A 17,015-nucleotide genomic window follows, 5' to 3' on the forward strand; every position below is an offset into this window, starting at 1 on the left:
TCCGCTCGCCCGCTACCGGCTGTTCCGCCTGGTGAAGCTCACTGGCTGGAGCGTCGAGCAGATCAACGACACCCCCGCGGTGACGCTGGACTGGCTGTTGGCCTGCGCCGATGCCGAGCAACTCGCTGAAGCCAACCGGGAACGACACGCGCAGGAAGCGAGGTGACCGGGGTGTTCAGCGCCCGATTCCGCGGCCTGGCCGAGGTCACCGAGGCTCTACGCCGTGTCGAGGCCAATGGCGACAAGGCCACCGTCGCCGCGATCCGCTCAACACAGAACCTCTTGAAACGCAAGGTCCGAGCGAACCTGCGTAACCCGCCGCGCTGGAACCACCGCGGCGCCTCGTCCCGTACCGGCGACGCCGTCAACCTGCCGGGAAGCCCGTACCGCTCCGCCCGCAGTGGCGGACCGGGCCGCTTCACCGGAACGCTCTACAAGGGTGTCGGCGGGGTCCGGAAACCGCGCACCGTGGCCGGCAAGGTCTACGGCGGTGTCGGCGTCGGGGGCGGGGTTCGCAACCTCTACAAGGGACGCACCGAACAGCGCTTCCCCTACTTCGCCCCCGGCGTGTCCGGCGCCGAGGCCGAGGTCGCGCAGATCTGGGAACAGGCATGGACCAAGGTCGTCAATGGTTAGCCTGGCCGCCTTCCGACTATGAACACGCTGCTCAGGGGCGACGCATGTATGTATTCGTCACCACGGTGCGTTTTCGTCATCGCGGTGCGTTTCTTGGTACGCTCCGAGTGGCTAGGTGTAATACATACTTAGCTAGTTGATATCCCGGGGAACGCCGCCTACCGCCGGCCAAAGCAAGGCGGCGCCCCCCAGTCAGAGACCAAGGGCCTCCGTTGCGATCAGCGGAGGCCCTTGACGGCTGCCACGACGGTAGCGACGATTGCCGTCGCGCTGGCGATCACGCTCATGATCGCCGCCCTTCGTGACCAGCTCTGGTCGGCACTCCGTTGCTCGCTTGATACCTCTGGCGTTTCCGCCATCGGCACCCCCTCCTTTCGCTCGGTGGACACACACACCTCGTCGGATGGACGAGGCAATCGGGGACCTCGCGAAGGAGCAGTGTCAGCATACTCACTCTCCTCACCCGTTACTAATCTGTGATGTTACTAGTGCGTAATGCGGTCAAATTGATCTGCGCAGAACGGTTTATTTTGTCATAAATAGAACTTTTATTTAATGGCTGAATAGCGAATTGCTGTCAGGAGGATTTCCTGATGGCACTTCCAAAGCTATTTCTGGAAGTCGTCGGCGTTGGCGGTTCGGTCAACTCGATGTTGCGCGGCATGGGCCGCGACATCGAGGCCGCGACCGCTACTGGCACGACCAGCCTTGGCCGGCTGAAGAACGTCGGTACCGCCGCGTTGCTGGGCCTGTCTGAGGGCGCCGTGATGGTCGGTGCGAAGACGGTGAGCATGGCCGGCAACTTCCAGGCCGGCATGACCTCGCTGGAGACCGGCGCCGGTGAGCTGCACTCGAATCTGAAGCTTGTCTCGTCTGGCGTCCTGGACATGACCGGGCAGGTCGGGGAGTCGACCAAGAGCTTGACCGACGGGCTCTACATGATCGAGTCCGCCGGCTACCACGGCGCCGACGGGCTCACGGTCCTCAAGAACTCCGCCGAGGGCGCGAAGGTCGGCAACGCCGACCTGGAAACCATCGCTGACGCGGTGACGACGTCGCTGAACGCCTACCACGAGAAGGCGTCCGACAGCGCGACCGTCACGAACGAGCTGATCGCGACGGTCGCCAACGGCAAGACCCACATGGAAGACCTCGCGGGGTCACTGGCGACGGTCGTTCCCGCGGCCTCGGCCGCGCACCTGTCCCTTGAGCAAGTGCTCGGGGCGATGGCCACGGAGACCGGCGAGGGCACGAAGGCCGCAGACGCTGCGACGTATCTGAAGCAGACCATTGCGCAGCTGTCCAACCCGACCGGCAAGGCCGCGCAGGAGATGAAGGGGCTCGGCCTGTCGGCAACCGACATCTCCGAGCACCTCGGACAGCGCGGTCTGACCGGCACCCTCCAGCTGCTCACCGACGCCATCGACCGCAAGATGGGACCGTCCGGCACGGTGGTCATCGAGACCCTCGCCAAGGCCTCGAAGAACACCACCGAGTATCAAAAGGCCCTCGCCAACCTCTCGCCTGCACAGCAGACCTACATTGGCGCCCTGGCCGACATGGTCGGCGGCTCCAAGAGCATGCAGGCCGCGCTTGAGCTCTCGGGCGCGAACATGGCGACGTTCAAGGGCAACGTCGACGCCGTGTCGACGGCCGCGAAGAACGGCGCCGGCCAGATCACCGGTTGGGCGCAGGTCCAGCAGACCTACAACCAACGCCTGTCCGAGGCCAAGGGCCAGGTCGAGGCACTCGGGATCCGCATCGGATCCGGCCTGCTGCCGTGGGTGTCCCGCGCCGTCGGATGGTTCTCGACCTCGGTGACCTGGCTGACCAAGCACAAGACCGCCGGCGAGGCCGTCGCGGTAGTGGTTGGCGGCGTCATGGTCACCGCCCTTGCGGCCTACGCGGTCAAGGGCGCGATCTCGGTCGGTACGACCATCGCCAACACCGGCGCCCTCGTGGCGAACAAGGCCGCCTCGATCGCGTCGGCGGTCGCTACGCGTGCCCTGACCGCCGCAACGTGGCTGCTCGATGCCGCGATGGACGCCAACCCGATCATGCTGGTCGTCCTGGCGCTGGTCGCCATCGGGGTCGCGCTCTATGAGGCGTATCAGCACTCGACGACCTTCCGGCAGATCATTCAGGCCGCGTTTCGCGAGGTCGGCAAGATCGCGCTGTGGCTGTGGCACGAGGTGTTCGAGCCCGCGTTCCGCGGCATCGCCGCGGTCACGATGTGGCTGTACAACAACGGCATCCGCCCCACCTTCCGCCTGGTCTCCGCGGCCGTCCGTGACACCGGCGCCGTCCTGGTCTGGCTGTGGCACTCGGTCGCCGAACCGGTCTTCCGCGGCATCGGCGCGGTCCTGGCGTTCTGGTGGAACGACTTCGCCTGGCCGATCATCAAGATCCATATCGCGATGCTGCGGCTCACGGCCGCGGTGCTGCTGTGGCTGTGGCGCGACGTCGCCGAACCCGTCTTCCGAGGCATCGGCGCAGTCGTCACCTGGTGGTGGAACTCGATCGTCAAACCGTCGTTCAACCTGGTCGTCGCGATCATCCGCACCACCGGCGCCGTCCTGACCTGGCTGTGGCGCAACGCCGCCGAGCCCGCGTTTCACGGCATCGCCGTCGCGGCCTCGTTCCTCTACGACCACGGCGTCAAGCCGACCCTCGGCCTGATCAAGACGATCGTGACCGACACCGGAAACGTCCTGCTGTGGCTGTGGCACAACGTCGCCGAGCCGGTCTTCAGCGGCATCGGCACCGCGTTGTCGTTCGCCTGGAACCACGTCATGAAACCCGTTTTCGACACCATGAAGCGCGTCATCGACGACGTCGGCGGCGCGATCTCCAAGGTCGGCGGCGCCTTCAAGTCGATCTCGGGCGCCGTGTCCGGAGGGCTGAACTCGGTCTCTTCGCTGCTCGGGTTCGACGACGGCGGACCGGTTCCCGGCGCACCCGGCGCACCGATGCTCGCTGTCGTTCACGGCGGCGAGTACGTGCTCAGCCGCGACATGCTCGCCGGCCGCGCCGGCGCCGGCGGATCCGGACCGGTTCCGGTCAGTGCCGGTAGCGGCGCCGGCGGAATCGTGATCAACGTCCAGGGCAGCGTCCTGACCGACCGCGATCTCGCCTCGACCATGCAACGGGTCATGCTCCAGCAGGGCGCCCGCTTCAGCACGTCCTACACCCCCTTCCACCGCTGATCCACCCACGAGGGAAGGAGGGCGATGAGGCATGTCGCAGAACCCGAATTGGCCGGTCCTGGTCGGCGAGCTCAACCCCACCGGGAACAGCAACTACGGCCTCGGCGTCGCCGGCTGCTTCGCCGACCTCACAGGCCGGCTCATTCAGCAGTGGGGTACCGCCCGCGGCCGGCAATTCGAGCTCGACGAGGTCCAGCCCGGGACCTGGTCGGGGGTGTGGGATGACCGCGACGGCGCCCTCGACCCGTCGAACACCGCCTCAATGTTCGCCCCGAACCTGGTGCCCTACCGGCCCTGGCGCATCCGCGCACAGTGGCCGGCCACGGTCAACCTGCTGTCGGCGGACCAGGCCACCGGCGGCGAGGGAACCCCACTCGCCCCCGGCACCTCGGGGGCGCCGTACCTGGTGACCGGGGCCTACGCCACACCGGTCGTGACCGCCTCGGCCTCAGCCTGGTCCGGCACACAGGTTTGGCAGGTCACCACGGCCTCAGCCGCGGTCGGGTCCGCGCTGGTCAGCTTCGGCCCTTTGCCGGTCCGCGCCGGCGCGGTCGGTCTGCCCTATGCGTTCTCCGCCCGGATCCGCTCGGCGACCGCCAGCGCGAACCCGACCGTCGCCCCCTCCCTGGCCTGGCTGGACACCAACGGACGCACGCTGTCGACGACCACCGTCGCCCCGATGGCGCTCATCGGCTCAGCCACCGGCGGGTGGACGTTCGCGGGCGTGCCCGACGTGGTGCCGGTCGGCGCTGTCGCCGCGGTGTTCGCCCTGACCATGACCGTCGCGCCGACCGCGTCGTGGTCGTTCCAGGTCGACGGCGCGCAGTTCGAGCAGAACACCACCGCCTCGGCGTTCACCGTGCCCGGCACCTGGTTCCCGTTGTATGCGGGCATGGTCGAGCGCTACCCGCAGGCCTGGAACGACTCCGGGGCCTTCGGCACCGTCACCCCGACCGCGGTCGACACCTTCGCGCTGCTGTCGCAGGTGCAATTCACCGACCTGATGACCGCGGCGATCCAGGCGCCGCGCTCGGTGTCCGGGGCGGGGTTGAGTTTCTGCTACCGGCTCGGCGAGCAGGCCGGATCCACACAGTTCGCCGACGCCACCGGGCAGCGCGGTCCAGCGGTGGTAGCGCCAACCGGCGGGGTGACCGCCGGCGTCGCCCAGACCTCGGCAAGCCCCGGCGGCGGATACGCCGCCGCGCCCGGCACGACCGTCGTCAACTTCAACCCCGGTGCGAACGCCGGCACACAGAACTACCTACCCGAGCCGTGTCTCATCCTGCCGCCCGGACCGGACGGTCTGTACGGGCCACCCCGGACCGGCGGGTTCACGCGCATGGTCGCCTTCCGGCAGACCAACACCACCGGGGGACAAGACGTGTGGTGCGCGGACTCGCCATCGTCACCGACCTCGACGGCAACGATGGAGGTCTATCAAGGCTCGTTCTATCTGGAGTTCGCCGACCACAACGGCGGCGGCGCCACGGTCAACCTCGGCGCGGTGTCGGTTGGAAACTGGCACCTGGCGTTCATCTCCACCGATCCGGCCGGTCTGGGCTGGCACGCGTGTGTCGACGGTGTCGTGTTCTCCGGGACCTTCGCAAAGCCGTGGAATCCGCCGGACTTTTTCAGCGCCGACACCATCGCCGCGGACGCCATTTCGGGCGTGAACAACGAGTTCGTGCCCTTCGCCGGTGACATCTCGTGGGCGTGCCAATGGCCGTTCCAACTCTCCGCGGCGCAGATGCAGCAGATCTATCAGATCTGGCGCAGCGCCGGCGCGGGTGACTCGACTGGGCAGCGCTACGCCCGCATCCTCGGCCTGGCCGGCTACCAGGGACCGTCGCTGATCGACCCCGGCCAGACGACGAACCTGCCCGCGGCCACCGACATCGCCGGCCAAGACGCGCTCACCGCACTCAGCCAAGTCGTTACCACCGAGAACGGGCAGCACTTCGTCGACGCCGGCGGCATCGTGCGGTTCGCGGACCGGTCCCGGCGCGCCAGGGCGCAGGCGCCGACGTTCGTATTCGGGGAGAACACCGCCGCGGGGGAGCTGCCCTACGACACGGTCGCGTTCGACTTCGACCCGACCCGCATCGGCAACGACATCCAGATCACGCAGAACAGCAGCGGCACCGTGTTCCGCGCATTCGATGCCGCATCGCAGGCCGCCTACGGCATCCGCACCGTCACTCGCACCACGCAAGCCAGCAACGCCCTGGAAGTCCAGGACGCCGCTCACTACCTGCTCGGCCGGTATTCCAAGGCCCGCATGCGAATTAGTGCCCTGACCCTGAATCCAGGCACCAACCCCGCGCTGTGGCCGGTGTGCCTGGCGCTGGAGCTCGGAACCCGGATCCGCGTCAACCGCCGACCACCGGGCGCACCCGTGATCACCTTCGACGGGTTCGTGGAAGCGATCAACTGGAACGCCGACGACGGCGCCAACGCCACCGTCGACATTCAGGTGTCGCCCGCGGACGGCTGGACCGCCTGGACCGACGCCGCGATGCACTTCACCTACGCCGGCAACCTGATCAACGGAACCGCCTGGTACCCGTTCGGCGGGCTGCTCACCGATCCGGCCGGCAACCCGGTGCACGCGAACCTGTCGATCGGGCAGCGCATCGCCTTCCTGACCACGGCCGGCACGTCCTACCCGGTGACCGTCACCGGCCTGGACGGCAACGGCGCCGGCTCGGTGCAACTGTCCTCCACCGCCGCGGCGACCGGACCGTTCACCGTCTGCGACCTGTTGCCGGCCGGTGTGACCGACCCGACGAGCTTCGACTCGATGGCCGTTCTCGGCAAGACCACGACCCTCGGCTACTGAAAGGCGGCGATCGTGGTCAACCTGCCTGTCCCCGCGCAACGGACCTGGACCGTTGGCGAAACCGTCCACGACTTCGAGCTCAACGCCCAAGTCCGCGACGCCATCACCTTCGGCCTGAGCCCACCGGTGATGATCGCCAACCATCAAGGCGGCAACACCCTGCCAAGCGGCCACTGGACCCCACTGGACATCCTGTCCGGAAAGCTGCTCGACACCTACGGCGGCATCGCACCCTACGACGCCACCAACAACCCGTATCGGTCCAAGTACATCGCCCCGATCGCAGGGATCTACCGGATCACCGGGCAAGTCCAGATCGCCCCGACCAATTCCAACTTCGCCGGACCGTTCCGCTCCATCCGCGTCCAGGTCAACAGCAACGAAACGGTCTGCGCCAAACTCCAAGTCCCGGCGCTGCCGAGCTTCAACACCTGCCTCAACACCAGCACCGACGTGTATCTGGACTACGGCGACATCGCCGAGGTCGCGGTCTTCAACGGCGACAACACCGCAACCAGCCTGATCAACGACGACATCAACGGCTACGGCCGCGTCTCAATGATCTGGCGCCACCGCTGAACCGCTCCCCATCGCTCGATCCTTCTTCCACCATCCACGGGGGCGATTCGGCATGACCAACCTCGGCATTCCCACGCAACGCACCTGGACCGATGGCGAAGTCGTCACCGCCGCGATGCTCAACGCCAACGTGCGCGACGCAGTCAACTTCGGCATCAACACCCCGGCACTCATCGCCCGCCAGACCGCCGCCCAGAACATCAACAATCAGCAGTGGACCCCGGTCACCTACGACACCGTCGACGTAGACCCCTACGGCGCCCACAACGCGAGCATCCCTTCGCAGTACATAGCCCCGCTACCGGGCGTGTATCACGTCTGCGGACAGTGCGACTTCACCTCGAACGCCAACGGCTTCCGCAGCATCCGCATCCAAGTCAACGGCGGCGCCCAGATCCTCGCGAAGCTTCAGATCGCGCCGGTCAACGGCGTCGACACCGCGCTGTCGACCTCCGCGGATGTGTTCCTCAACGCCGGCGACTACGTCGAGATCGCGGTCTACCAGTTTTCCGGCGCCACCATCCCCACCGGCGCCGTCGACGGACAACCCCGCATGACCGTCATGTGGGAACACACCTGACCTCGAAGGCAACCACATGTCAATACAGACCTACGCATCGACCGCCGCGAGCATCTCGGCGGTCTTCGTCTTTCTGGGCGTACTCGGCCGCTGGATCCACCGCTGGTTCGCCCGCCTCGAACACGCCGTCGGCGTCGTCGAACACCGCTCCCAGCAACTCGAACCCAACGGCGGATCAAGCCTGCGCGACGACGTCACCGCCATCCGCGCCACCCTCGGCCAGCACACCGCCGACCTCGCCGCGCTCCACAACCAGGTCGACGCTCTGACCAAGTCGAGCGGCGGTGACCCGAAATGACCTGGACTCTCGGCTGGATCGGCTGGATCTTGTGGTTCGCCATCGAGGAAGGCGCCGCCCTCGCCCGCGGCGGCACGCCGGCCACGCTCAGCGGCCACATCTGGAAGTGGTTCGCCATCGGCAACGACCCGCACCCCCGCGCCCTCACCAGGCTTCGCCGCTTCGCCCTGCTCGCCGGCCTGGCCTGGCTCACCGCCCACCTACTCACCGGAGGCCGCTTCTGATGACCACCACCCACCGCAAGGGTCACCTGACGGCCGCGCACGACCAGGCCGTGACCCACCACTACACCGTCCACTACCCCGACCACGCCCCGCGCGAGTCCGACCCGCACTACGTCGACTTCGAGGCCTACCGCCGCCGCACCCGCAAGACCGCGCGCTGCGCCTTCGCCGTCCGCGTCGGTGACGACTCGATGTGCGGCGGAACGCTGGAGCTCCACCACTCCCATGTCGAGTTTGCCCTCGCCAACGAGGTCGATCTCGAACTGCTGGAACGTGACTACCCCGGCGTGTCCAACACCGGCGAGGTCGGCGCCTGGATCGAATCCGCGCAGAACCTCATGTGGCTGTGCACAGCCCACCACCGCGGCCACGGCGGCGTCCACACCGCATCCGCCGCCGACTACGAAGCCGAGCACTACATACGGGGGCTGATCGAATGAGAAGCCACCCCGCAGTCCCGCACCCCGCCGACACGGCCAACGACCGCCTCGCCGACAAGGTGACCGCAGCGTTCGGCTCGATGCGAACGTTCTGGATCCTCGTCGCCTGGCAAACGATGTGGATCGGCGCGGCCACCGCCGGCCTGCCGCTGTTCAAGCGGGATCCCTACCCGTTCGCGTTCCTGCTGTTCCTCGGCAACCTCGTCCAACTGTGGGCGCTGCCGCTGCTCGGCGCCTCACAAAACCGCGCCGCCGTCCGGCACGAGGCCAAAGCCGACGCCGACCACGCCGCGCTCACCCACATCGCCACCGTCGTCGACCAGATCGCCGCGCAGACCAAGGGGACGACGCTGTGACGATCTTCTTTCCCGACGTGTCCAACTTCCAGGCCGGTCTACGCATCCAGCCCGGCACCGTCGCGCTGATTGCGAAGGCATCCGAGGGCACCTACTACACAGACGCCAGCTACGCCGGCTTCAAGGCGCAGGCGGCCGCGGTCGGGTCGGTCTTCAGCGCCTACCACTTCCTCACCGCCGGCAACGGCGCCGGCCAGGCCGACTACTGCCACGCGATCGTCGGGGCGACCCCGGTCATGCTCGACGTCGAACCCGAGGGCGCCAGCAAGCCGACCGTCGCCGACTGCGCGGCATTCATCGCCCGCATGCGCCAGCTCGGCGGGCGCGTGTGGGGCGTGTACTACCCGCGCTGGTACTGGTCCCAGACCGGCGGCGACCTCGCATCCCTCGGCGTCGCCCTGATCGCCTCGGGCTACCCCGGCGGCTACAGCGACACCGACCCGAACTGGAACGCCTACGGCGGCAAGACCCCGGACGTCTGGCAGTACACCGACAAGCAGCCATACGCCGGTCAGTCCATCGACTTCAACGCCTACCGCGGCACCACCGCGCAGCTCGCCGACCTCATCAACGGCACCGCCACCACCACGACAGGAGACACCACCGTGACGCCCTACGACATCTGGGCCTTCAAGAACGCCCACCTCGACCCGATCGACATGCGCCAGCGCCTCGTCAACGCCGAAACCGCCGCCGAACAGGCCCGCGACCAGGCCAACGCCATCAAGGCCGAGCTCGACAGCGTCAACGGCAAGCTCGACGCCCTGATCAACACCATCAACGGCATGCGCACCGGCGGCATCGACGTCGGCGTACTCGCCGGCGACATCACCCACGCCATCGGCACCAAGCTCGCCGCCTGACCCACCACCCGACAGGAGACGACCACCATGACCGACCACCTCAAGGCCCAAGCCATCCGCGTCGCTCGACTGTTCGCCGTCGCATTCGTCGCGCAGCTCGTCACCACCGGCACCGCGAACCTCGGATGGAAGACCCTCGCCGCCCTCGGCATCGGCGCCGCCGAGGCCGTCGTTCGCCAGGTCTGGCCGACCACGTCCGCGACGCCGTTCACGCCAGCCAAGCCCGCAGCGAGCCCGCCGACCGGCGGGTAGCTTCCTATGCCGCCGCCCCGAGCCGACGTCTCGTGCGTCGGGTCGGGCGGTCATGATGCTTTCGCAAGCCGTGTCGACGCCCACTCGGCGACCGTGTTGAGGTGACCTGGTAGCAGTCCCTCATGGTGGTCGGGCTGGACAAGGATTGTTGGGATCCCGGACAAGGTCCGGGCAGCAGCCCAAGCATGATCAGCCGCAGTGAAGTCGTCGTCGATCCATGCGGCGGGCGCCTCGCCGAGCCACTCGGCCACCGGATCGCGCTTCCATAGGTAGCCGTTCGGATGGCTGACGGTAATTGCTGGCCGGTCCCATTCGATGACCGTCGATGGCGGCAGGCCGAGCCGACTTCCGATCAGGCGGTTCGCGTCGTGTTGCCAACTGGTCGCCCAAGCCATCGACAGCCCGGAATCCGCGAGGAACCTTGCGATCAGTGGGCCGTGCGTCGGGTTCAGCCATATCGCGACCGCCGGCTGACGTTCGTAGCCGGTCGGTGTGACGAGGTGCCGCGTGTGAGTATCCGGGCTACGGCCCGCGGCGTCAGGGTAGGGAATCAGGACACCGTCTATGTCCATGATCAGATGAGCACTGCGCATCGCGTCCCTCCGAGTTGCCGCGACCTCAAGTCTTGACGGCTGTGATGATGAGCGTGTCTGGTCTGCCCTCGACATCGAGGACGTCGAGGACGTCGGTAGTGCTCAGTCCTGCCTTTGCAACGAGATCGGGCCAAGTCTCACGTCGGGGTACGTAGCGCAAGACTGGGGCGCGGTTTCCGTCGGGGAGATCAAGCCAGTCCTGTTGAGGGTCATTGCCGTCGTCGGGTGAACACCCCGGCCGATCAGGGTGGGCGACCGCAAAGGCCAACAGGCCGCGGTCCGCGAGCTTTTCGGCTACCAGCGCGAACAGCTCCAACGGCGGGACCAAGCCAACCGCCCCGAAAACCGAATAGCAGACGTCGAACGGCTGCCGCGCGTACTCCAATGAAGCACACGCCTCAGCCACCGTGAACGTAAGAGGCAGACGACCGTAGTTGCGTCGAGCGCGTTCGATCTGGCCCCAGGCGACGTCAAGCCCGGTACCAATGGCGCCTTGCTTAGCGACGAGGTGTGCGATGTTGTGCCCGGCGCCGCACCCGAGTTCGATGACCCGGCGTCCCCGGACAGCACCGAGAAGCTCGGCGCCCGGCCCGACGCCCGGGGTTCGGGTCCACTCCATACGTTCCGGAATCTCGTGGGGGTTCGACGCCTCGGCCCGAAGACGCTGTATGGCGTGAGCCTGCCACGCTGCGGTATTGGGGTTGACGCTCATGCCGGCTCACACCTCAAGCAAGCGCAGGGCTTCGCGAAGATGCCGCCGAATGGCCTCGATGTAGATCGGGTCATCCTCGGGGTTGTTGATCCACCGGATCGACTGGTCGAGAAACCACTCGATTGCCCAGACTCGATGCCATCCGAGCGCCCACGATTCAGCCGCTAGACCGCCCCGCTTCGCCAGCGTGTCAGGTGCTCCGCCGGCGGCGACGTACTGTTCGAGGAATCCGCGAAGCCGGTCCGGATCGGCGGCGTCGATCGTTCCGTGCCACGAGGCAAGGTCGATCAGGCCCGGTCCGTTGAACGCACGCGCGAAGTCCAGTAGCCGCAACCCACTACTCCCGACATGCAAACTCGTCGGGTGAAACTCGGAGTGCACAAGGCCGAAGGGTTCGAGTTGGGCGCCAGCGGACCGCGCCTCGGCGCACTCCCGCAGGATGGCGATTCCCTCGACCACGTCATCGACACTTTGCCACCGTCCGGACGCTTGAAGCCTGCTCATGTGGCTTGAAGCGAGGTGCGGCAGTCCCGACAGGGTATGCATGTCGAGTTGGTGCATCTCGGGCGCACGCCCGGCCGCGTGAATGAGTAAAGCGGCGTGGATGCCGTCACGATCGCTGGCCTCGTGGAGCGGCTCACCAAGGTCTTGCATGAGCATCCCGAGCATGTGATCGCGCTGGATAGCGCCATACATGTCCGGGACCGGGATGTGCCGGCTGCGGGCGAACTCGATGGCGCGGTACTCACTGGTGAACGGTTCGGCGGCGTACTTGAAGATCAAGCTTCGCCCATCAGGCAAGCGGACTCGTTCGACGGCAGAGAGTTGCCAGGCCCGTACTTCCTCGCGTGTTGTCGGCTTCGGAAAGGCGGCCCGCTCACACAAGTCGATGAGCATGCCGGTGACGAGGGTTCGATCCATGGTCGTTACTCCATCAGGCACAAGGGGGGACGAGGCGGGCGACACGACGCAGCGTGCCACCCGCCGTAGGGGACGGTTAGGCCGTGCGTTCGCGCATCGAGTAGACGCGCTCCAGCCAGTCGCTCCGGAACCGGTTGAGCTCACTGGTGAACTTCGCGATCGAGGCGCCGAACGGGACGATCGCGCCGCCGGACTGGCTCGGAACCGACTGGCACCCGTGGACCAGCCGGCCGCCGAGCGCAGCGTTCGCCTTGAGGGCTTCGAGCCGGCGACTCTCGTTGAACCAGGTGCCGTGGTAGACCTCGTCGATCATCTCGGCTTCCTTGTCGGAGAGGTCGAACACGACGGTCGTCGCCGCGGGGAACATCCAGCAGGGGCCGACGTTGCTGATCGTGCCGTCGTCCTCGACCTTGTTCAGCGCCATGAAGGTCCCGACCTCGCGCAGCATCCGCAGGTGATCGGCGGTGAAGCCGTCGATCCCGAGACCGTCGAGGTGTTCCTCGCGGAACATGTAGTTGTTGACCTCCCACGCCGTCGTCAGCACCTTCGCGGCGTCCCCGGTCGAGTAGCTGTGACGGTGGATGAACTCCAGAACGGTCTGGTCGAGCGCCTTCTCGCTCGTCTCGGCCACGGCGAGCAGTTCCGAGGCGACGCGGTCCCAGTCGCACAGGCGCCACGTGTTGCTGTCGAACTGGAAGAAGTACTCGTCGGGGTTGACCGTGACCTGCCGACCCTCGACCGTGATGCCGGCCATCCGGTTCCAGCGCTTATCGAACTCGGCCGGCAGTTCGACGCTGATCGTCGTCGCTTCCATGGTGCTCATGTGGCATACCCCTTTCGGGCGAACCGCCGGGGGCCGTCCTCGGCGGGGTCCAGGTGACGTGCTTCTGGCGATCAAGGGCGCGGAAGCCCTCGATGACGCGGGTGATCAGTGCTTCCGTCGGCTTCTCGTCGGGGACGAGCAGTGACACGCTGCGCGTCCTTGCGGCGCGTAACTGCTGCTCGATGGTCAGGACGTCCGGGTGGACGTCTCTCCGGATCCATGCGCGGACGATCCGCCCGCCTCTGTTGGCTCCGACGACTTCCCACTTGTCGGCGAGGGCTTTCATGAGCGGTAGCTCGTCGTGTGACTTGCCGGCGGGAGTCAGGAAGGGACTTGGTCGAATGCCTGCGTCCCAGACGTCTAGGACGAGGTATCCGTCGGACGTCCACATGATCACTGCGATGTGGACCTTGGAGTAGCGGACCGCGTTGAGGACCATCTCGGCAACGATCGTGTCGACAAGGCCGGCGAGGTTCTCCAACTGCCACGCGCGAAGGACGTCGGCGGCATGGGCGCGAGCCCAAAACTCCGAGCCAGGATCCGCGGTCAGCTCCAGCGGCGGGCACCGGAACTCGACTGACGTGGAGTTGATCGAGGTCATGACCTGAGAGTCCCGCTAGATCAGAGCCCGGATAAGTGGCACGGTGGGTAACTGCCGTGGGTAAACTCACCGGTAGCAACGCATCCGGCACCATCCGTCAGAACTCGCCGTCAGGAGATCGCGAGCTTTGAGCCGTCGTAACAATCCACCGATGTATCTACCGGCCGACGTTCGGGACCGACCCGACGTCATGCGAGCCTGCGCCGATCGTGATCTCGGTCGATTCTTCAACCTCATCAAGAACCTGACCGACGGCCCGGCACAGTTCACCGCATCTCACATCGGTCGGCGATGCGGTCTGACGCCGTCACGCGTTGCCGACTACATCATGGGCAAGCACGGGCGGGTGAGTGTCGAGGTCATCGAGCGCGTCGCGGATGGGCTTCGAGTGCCTGGCGCGTACTTCGGCCTCGGTCCGCGCCCGTGGGAGGCATCTGGTCAGCACGACGTGCCGTCATCTCAACCGGCCCGCACGCCGACCATTCAGCAGAGCGACCAGCCGACGCAAAGCCACCTTGCCGCCATGGATGCCTTCCGCGTACAAGACCGCCGGATCGGGGGCGGGCACTTTTACCGAGCCGTCGCCGACTACCTTGGTCAACATGTTGGGCCGCAACTGGCCGTCGGCGGTGACCTAGCGATCTTCTCTGCGGCGGCTGGACTCAATGAGATGGCCGGCTGGATGGCCCACGACGCGGGCCGTGACCCGCTCGCTGAACGGCACTTCAAGCATGCGCTCGCGCTGTCCCAAACGGCTAAGAAGCCCGAGCACAGCGCCGGCATCTACGCGAGCATGAGTCACCTCGCTCTACAAGCTGGGGACGCCCATGGCGCCGTCGAGCTCGCTCACACTGGCCGGCAAACGGCTCGTCGAGGACTTCCACAGCCCGCGCTCAATGCTCGGTTGTTCGCCATGGAAGCCCGAGGACTCGCCGAGCTCGGCGACCGTCACGCAACCGCCCAAGCACTAGCCAGCGCAGACAAGGCGCTCGGATCGAGTTCGTCGGGTGAGGTTTCCGAGTGGCTGAGCCCATTCGACGAGGCGTCGCTCGCTATCGAGGTCGCTCACTGCATGCGGAAGACCGGCCAACGTGCGGCGGCGTTGCGAACGGCAGAACGGGCGGTTGCGCTTCGGGATGTAGAGCGGGCACGAAGTCGCGCGTTCGGGCTGATCCTCACCGCGCAACTTCTCGTCGAAAACCGCGACCCCGAAGGCGCGTGCGATGTCGGACGTGCCGTCATCGGCAACACCATCGCGCCCGGCTCTGCGCGAGTGATCACCCTTCTCGACGACCTCTGTACCGCGTTGGTGCCCTACCAGTCGTCGCGCGTAGTCTCGGAGTTCCTGACACTCCTGTCGCGAGAGCAACAGTCACGGCGCTGGCTCATGGCCGGCCTCGCCGTGCCGGACGACGAAGGAAGAATGCCGAACCATGCCGACCCCCGCGGACATGACGCCGGCTGAATGGGACGCGTACCTCGCTGAAGGGAACGCCAAGCAAGCCCGAAAGCGTGTCGCCGCCGATGTCCTACTGCGCGACGAGGATGGCCGGATCCTCCTCGTCGACCCGAACTACAAGCCAGATTGGGACCTGCCCGGAGGGATGGCAGAGGCGAACGAACCGCCGGACGAGGCCGTGCGGCGCGAGCTCGTCGAGGAACTTGGCCTACAGGTGAACGTCGGTGGCGTCCTGTGCATCGATTGGGTCTCGCCTCATGGGCCGTGGGACGACCAACTGGCTTTCATCTTCGATGCCGGCCGACTCACTCGGGGCGAGATCTCCGCCATGCGCATCCTCGACGGTGAGCTTGACGCGTTCGCGTTCGTCGACGAGGCCGAGGCGGCTCGCCGGCTACGCCCTTACGTCTGGGCTCGGCTCCGTGCCGCGCTCGATGCCCTTGAAGATCGACAGACGCGTTACCTCCGCGACGGTCAACGAGTTGCCGCTTGAGACAACACGCCAAGTCATCAACGTCATGAGCAATTAGAGCCACGTCAGCAATGGGGCGGCATTCGATCCCAAATGAGTCGGCGCATAGGTCTATCGTCTTCCTCAAGCGGATGGAGCTCGGAGGGGTTGATGGTCGACGCGTCGTCTCAGTCGTATGGTTCGCTGCTCAGCGACGAGTCCCTTGAGTGGGAAGATAAGCAGTTGCTTATAGCTGATGCAATCCTCGGGAATGCTGCGGCGATCTTGGTCCAGCGTGGCAGAAGCAACGTTGCCGCCCTCCTTCTCTCTACCGTCTGGGCAAGCAGAACGGTCGACCCGGAAGATCAAACCTTCAGCTACCTTGAGATCCATGTGGCGCCGCAGGACCGACTTTCTTTCACCGAAGAGATCATTAAAGAGCTGGATGATCTCTGCAAGGGGCTGTCTCGGCGGCTCGACCTCGGCTACTACTCCGAGATTGACGCGGTGATCGTCCTGGAGTCTCTACCCAATATCGGACCCGGATGGCAGGAACAGCTCAAGGAGGTACTCGCTCGCGGGCGTCCTACCAACCAAGCTCAGCGCCTTCGCATCGAGGGGTCCAAGTTCACAGAGGATGGACTCGTTTTCACGAATGCTGGAGAGCTCACGGTGTACCGCGCGCTCAAGCAGCTTCAGCAGAGCTTGCCAGCGGAAGAAACGATCACCGTACTCCCTCTACCGCGTGGGCGCGCATTGGGTCACACGTGGGAACCGGACGTCGTGGTCACCTACAAGGGCAGGGCGGGCGTAATCGAAGTGGACGGCCCTCATCACAATGGCAGGCGAGCCATGGACTCTACGCGAGATCATTTGCTGAGGGATGCGGGAGTTGCCTTCGTGGACCGGATACCAGTCGAGGCGCTAGACAAGCCAGCGGAGCTAGCCGCTGTACTTCGTCGCTTCCTGCGCCGACTCAGTGAGTCGCGATAGCCTACGCTCGCGCTTCGGTGTCAACACGTGAGCGGGAGAAAAGTGGGAGAACCCGGCTCCGAACTACTCTGTTCAGGTGGGTCAGACAATGTCTTACGATGTCGTTGACCTGCGATTTGAACCTCTAGCCCCCTGTTTCTCTCTGACTACGGATCAGAAGGTTAGGGGTTCGAATCCCTTCGTGCGCAC

Annotated in this window: 20 protein-coding genes and 1 tRNA gene; 16 read left to right on the plus strand and 5 right to left on the minus strand. The window is 66.1% G+C overall.

The annotated features are described in order from the left end of the window. Positions 1 to 31 precede the first annotated feature (31 nt). The 12 genes from ABH935_RS48630 (at position 32) to ABH935_RS48685 (ending at position 10,273) form a co-directional block, all read left to right on the plus strand. Positions 32 to 166 (plus strand): hypothetical protein, encoded by a 135-nt coding sequence (locus tag ABH935_RS48630; RefSeq protein ID WP_370384827.1) that lies wholly within the window; start codon positions 32 to 34, stop codon positions 164 to 166. Beyond that, complete coding sequence (locus ABH935_RS48635; protein WP_370384828.1) at positions 163 to 636, plus strand: hypothetical protein; 474 nt, start codon at positions 163 to 165, stop codon at positions 634 to 636. Before ABH935_RS48630 ends, ABH935_RS48635 begins: the two co-directional genes overlap by 4 nt. A 593-nt stretch (positions 637 to 1,229) precedes the next feature. After that, positions 1,230 to 3,842 (plus strand): phage tail tape measure protein, encoded by a 2,613-nt coding sequence (locus tag ABH935_RS48640; protein ID WP_370384829.1) that lies wholly within the window; start codon positions 1,230 to 1,232, stop codon positions 3,840 to 3,842. A 31-nt stretch (positions 3,843 to 3,873) separates the two neighbouring features. After that, positions 3,874 to 6,681: a hypothetical protein gene (locus tag ABH935_RS48645; RefSeq protein WP_370384830.1), complete on the plus strand. Its 2,808-nt coding sequence runs from the start codon at positions 3,874 to 3,876 to the stop codon at positions 6,679 to 6,681. A 12-nt stretch (positions 6,682 to 6,693) separates the two neighbouring features. Further along, the gene (locus ABH935_RS48650; RefSeq protein ID WP_370384831.1) at positions 6,694 to 7,260 is read left to right on the plus strand and encodes a hypothetical protein; all 567 of its coding nucleotides are present in this window, start codon (positions 6,694 to 6,696) and stop codon (positions 7,258 to 7,260) included. Between the two features lie 52 nt (positions 7,261 to 7,312). Next, entirely contained in the window at positions 7,313 to 7,840 is a 528-nt protein-coding gene (locus ABH935_RS48655) for a hypothetical protein (protein ID WP_370384832.1), read from the plus strand. 16 nt (positions 7,841 to 7,856) lie between these two features. Then, positions 7,857 to 8,138: a hypothetical protein gene (locus tag ABH935_RS48660; protein ID WP_370384833.1), complete on the plus strand. Its 282-nt coding sequence runs from the start codon at positions 7,857 to 7,859 to the stop codon at positions 8,136 to 8,138. Next, positions 8,135 to 8,362: a hypothetical protein gene (locus tag ABH935_RS48665; protein ID WP_370384834.1), complete on the plus strand. Its 228-nt coding sequence runs from the start codon at positions 8,135 to 8,137 to the stop codon at positions 8,360 to 8,362. The genes ABH935_RS48660 and ABH935_RS48665 overlap by 4 nt, the downstream gene beginning before the upstream one ends. After that, the gene (locus ABH935_RS48670; protein WP_370384835.1) at positions 8,362 to 8,802 is read left to right on the plus strand and encodes a hypothetical protein; all 441 of its coding nucleotides are present in this window, start codon (positions 8,362 to 8,364) and stop codon (positions 8,800 to 8,802) included. Before ABH935_RS48665 ends, ABH935_RS48670 begins: the two co-directional genes overlap by 1 nt. Next, the gene (locus ABH935_RS48675) at positions 8,799 to 9,158 is read left to right on the plus strand and encodes a DUF1003 domain-containing protein (protein ID WP_370384836.1); all 360 of its coding nucleotides are present in this window, start codon (positions 8,799 to 8,801) and stop codon (positions 9,156 to 9,158) included. The genes ABH935_RS48670 and ABH935_RS48675 overlap by 4 nt, the downstream gene beginning before the upstream one ends. After that, positions 9,155 to 10,021 (plus strand): GH25 family lysozyme, encoded by an 867-nt coding sequence (locus tag ABH935_RS48680; RefSeq protein WP_370384837.1) that lies wholly within the window; start codon positions 9,155 to 9,157, stop codon positions 10,019 to 10,021. Before ABH935_RS48675 ends, ABH935_RS48680 begins: the two co-directional genes overlap by 4 nt. 27 nt (positions 10,022 to 10,048) lie before the next feature. Beyond that, complete coding sequence (locus ABH935_RS48685) at positions 10,049 to 10,273, plus strand: hypothetical protein (RefSeq protein WP_370384838.1); 225 nt, start codon at positions 10,049 to 10,051, stop codon at positions 10,271 to 10,273. A gap of 50 nt (positions 10,274 to 10,323) precedes the next feature. Here the strand turns inward: ABH935_RS48685 and ABH935_RS48690 are convergent, their stop codons facing one another. The 5 genes from ABH935_RS48690 to ABH935_RS48710 form a co-directional block, all read right to left on the minus strand. Further along, the gene (locus tag ABH935_RS48690; RefSeq protein WP_370384839.1) at positions 10,324 to 10,866 is read right to left on the minus strand and encodes a hypothetical protein; all 543 of its coding nucleotides are present in this window, start codon (positions 10,864 to 10,866) and stop codon (positions 10,324 to 10,326) included. Between the two features lie 25 nt (positions 10,867 to 10,891). After that, positions 10,892 to 11,578 carry a class I SAM-dependent methyltransferase gene (locus ABH935_RS48695; protein ID WP_370384840.1) on the minus strand — a complete coding sequence of 229 codons (687 nt, stop codon included), beginning with the start codon at positions 11,576 to 11,578 and terminating at the stop codon, positions 10,892 to 10,894. A gap of 6 nt (positions 11,579 to 11,584) precedes the next feature. After that, complete coding sequence (locus ABH935_RS48700; protein ID WP_370384841.1) at positions 11,585 to 12,499, minus strand: aminoglycoside phosphotransferase family protein; 915 nt, start codon at positions 12,497 to 12,499, stop codon at positions 11,585 to 11,587. A 76-nt stretch (positions 12,500 to 12,575) separates the two neighbouring features. After that, entirely contained in the window at positions 12,576 to 13,322 is a 747-nt protein-coding gene (locus ABH935_RS48705) for a hypothetical protein (protein WP_370384842.1), read from the minus strand. Further along, positions 13,267 to 13,923, minus strand: coding sequence for an ATP-binding protein (locus tag ABH935_RS48710; RefSeq protein WP_370384843.1), 657 nt, complete (start codon positions 13,921 to 13,923; stop codon positions 13,267 to 13,269). Before ABH935_RS48710 ends, ABH935_RS48705 begins: the two co-directional genes overlap by 56 nt. Before the next feature lie 151 nt (positions 13,924 to 14,074). Here ABH935_RS48710 and ABH935_RS48715 point away from each other — a divergent pair, with 151 nt between their 5' ends. The 4 genes from ABH935_RS48715 (at position 14,075) to ABH935_RS48730 (ending at position 17,014) form a co-directional block, all read left to right on the plus strand. Then, positions 14,075 to 15,388: a hypothetical protein gene (locus ABH935_RS48715; RefSeq protein ID WP_370384844.1), complete on the plus strand. Its 1,314-nt coding sequence runs from the start codon at positions 14,075 to 14,077 to the stop codon at positions 15,386 to 15,388. Beyond that, positions 15,375 to 15,875, plus strand: a complete 501-nt coding sequence (locus ABH935_RS48720) for an NUDIX domain-containing protein (RefSeq protein ID WP_370384845.1) — start codon at positions 15,375 to 15,377, stop codon at positions 15,873 to 15,875. Before ABH935_RS48715 ends, ABH935_RS48720 begins: the two co-directional genes overlap by 14 nt. Positions 15,876 to 16,004: 129 nt before the next feature. Next, the gene (locus ABH935_RS48725) at positions 16,005 to 16,826 is read left to right on the plus strand and encodes a hypothetical protein (RefSeq protein ID WP_370384846.1); all 822 of its coding nucleotides are present in this window, start codon (positions 16,005 to 16,007) and stop codon (positions 16,824 to 16,826) included. Positions 16,827 to 16,857: 31 nt separating this feature from the next. Next, positions 16,858 to 17,014: transfer RNA gene (locus ABH935_RS48730), tRNA-Ser, on the plus strand. The last annotated feature ends 1 nt before the right edge of the window (position 17,015 follow it).

This window comes from Catenulispora sp. GAS73, assembly GCF_041262085.1.
Classification (GTDB): Bacteria; Actinomycetota; Actinomycetes; order Streptomycetales; family Catenulisporaceae; genus Catenulispora.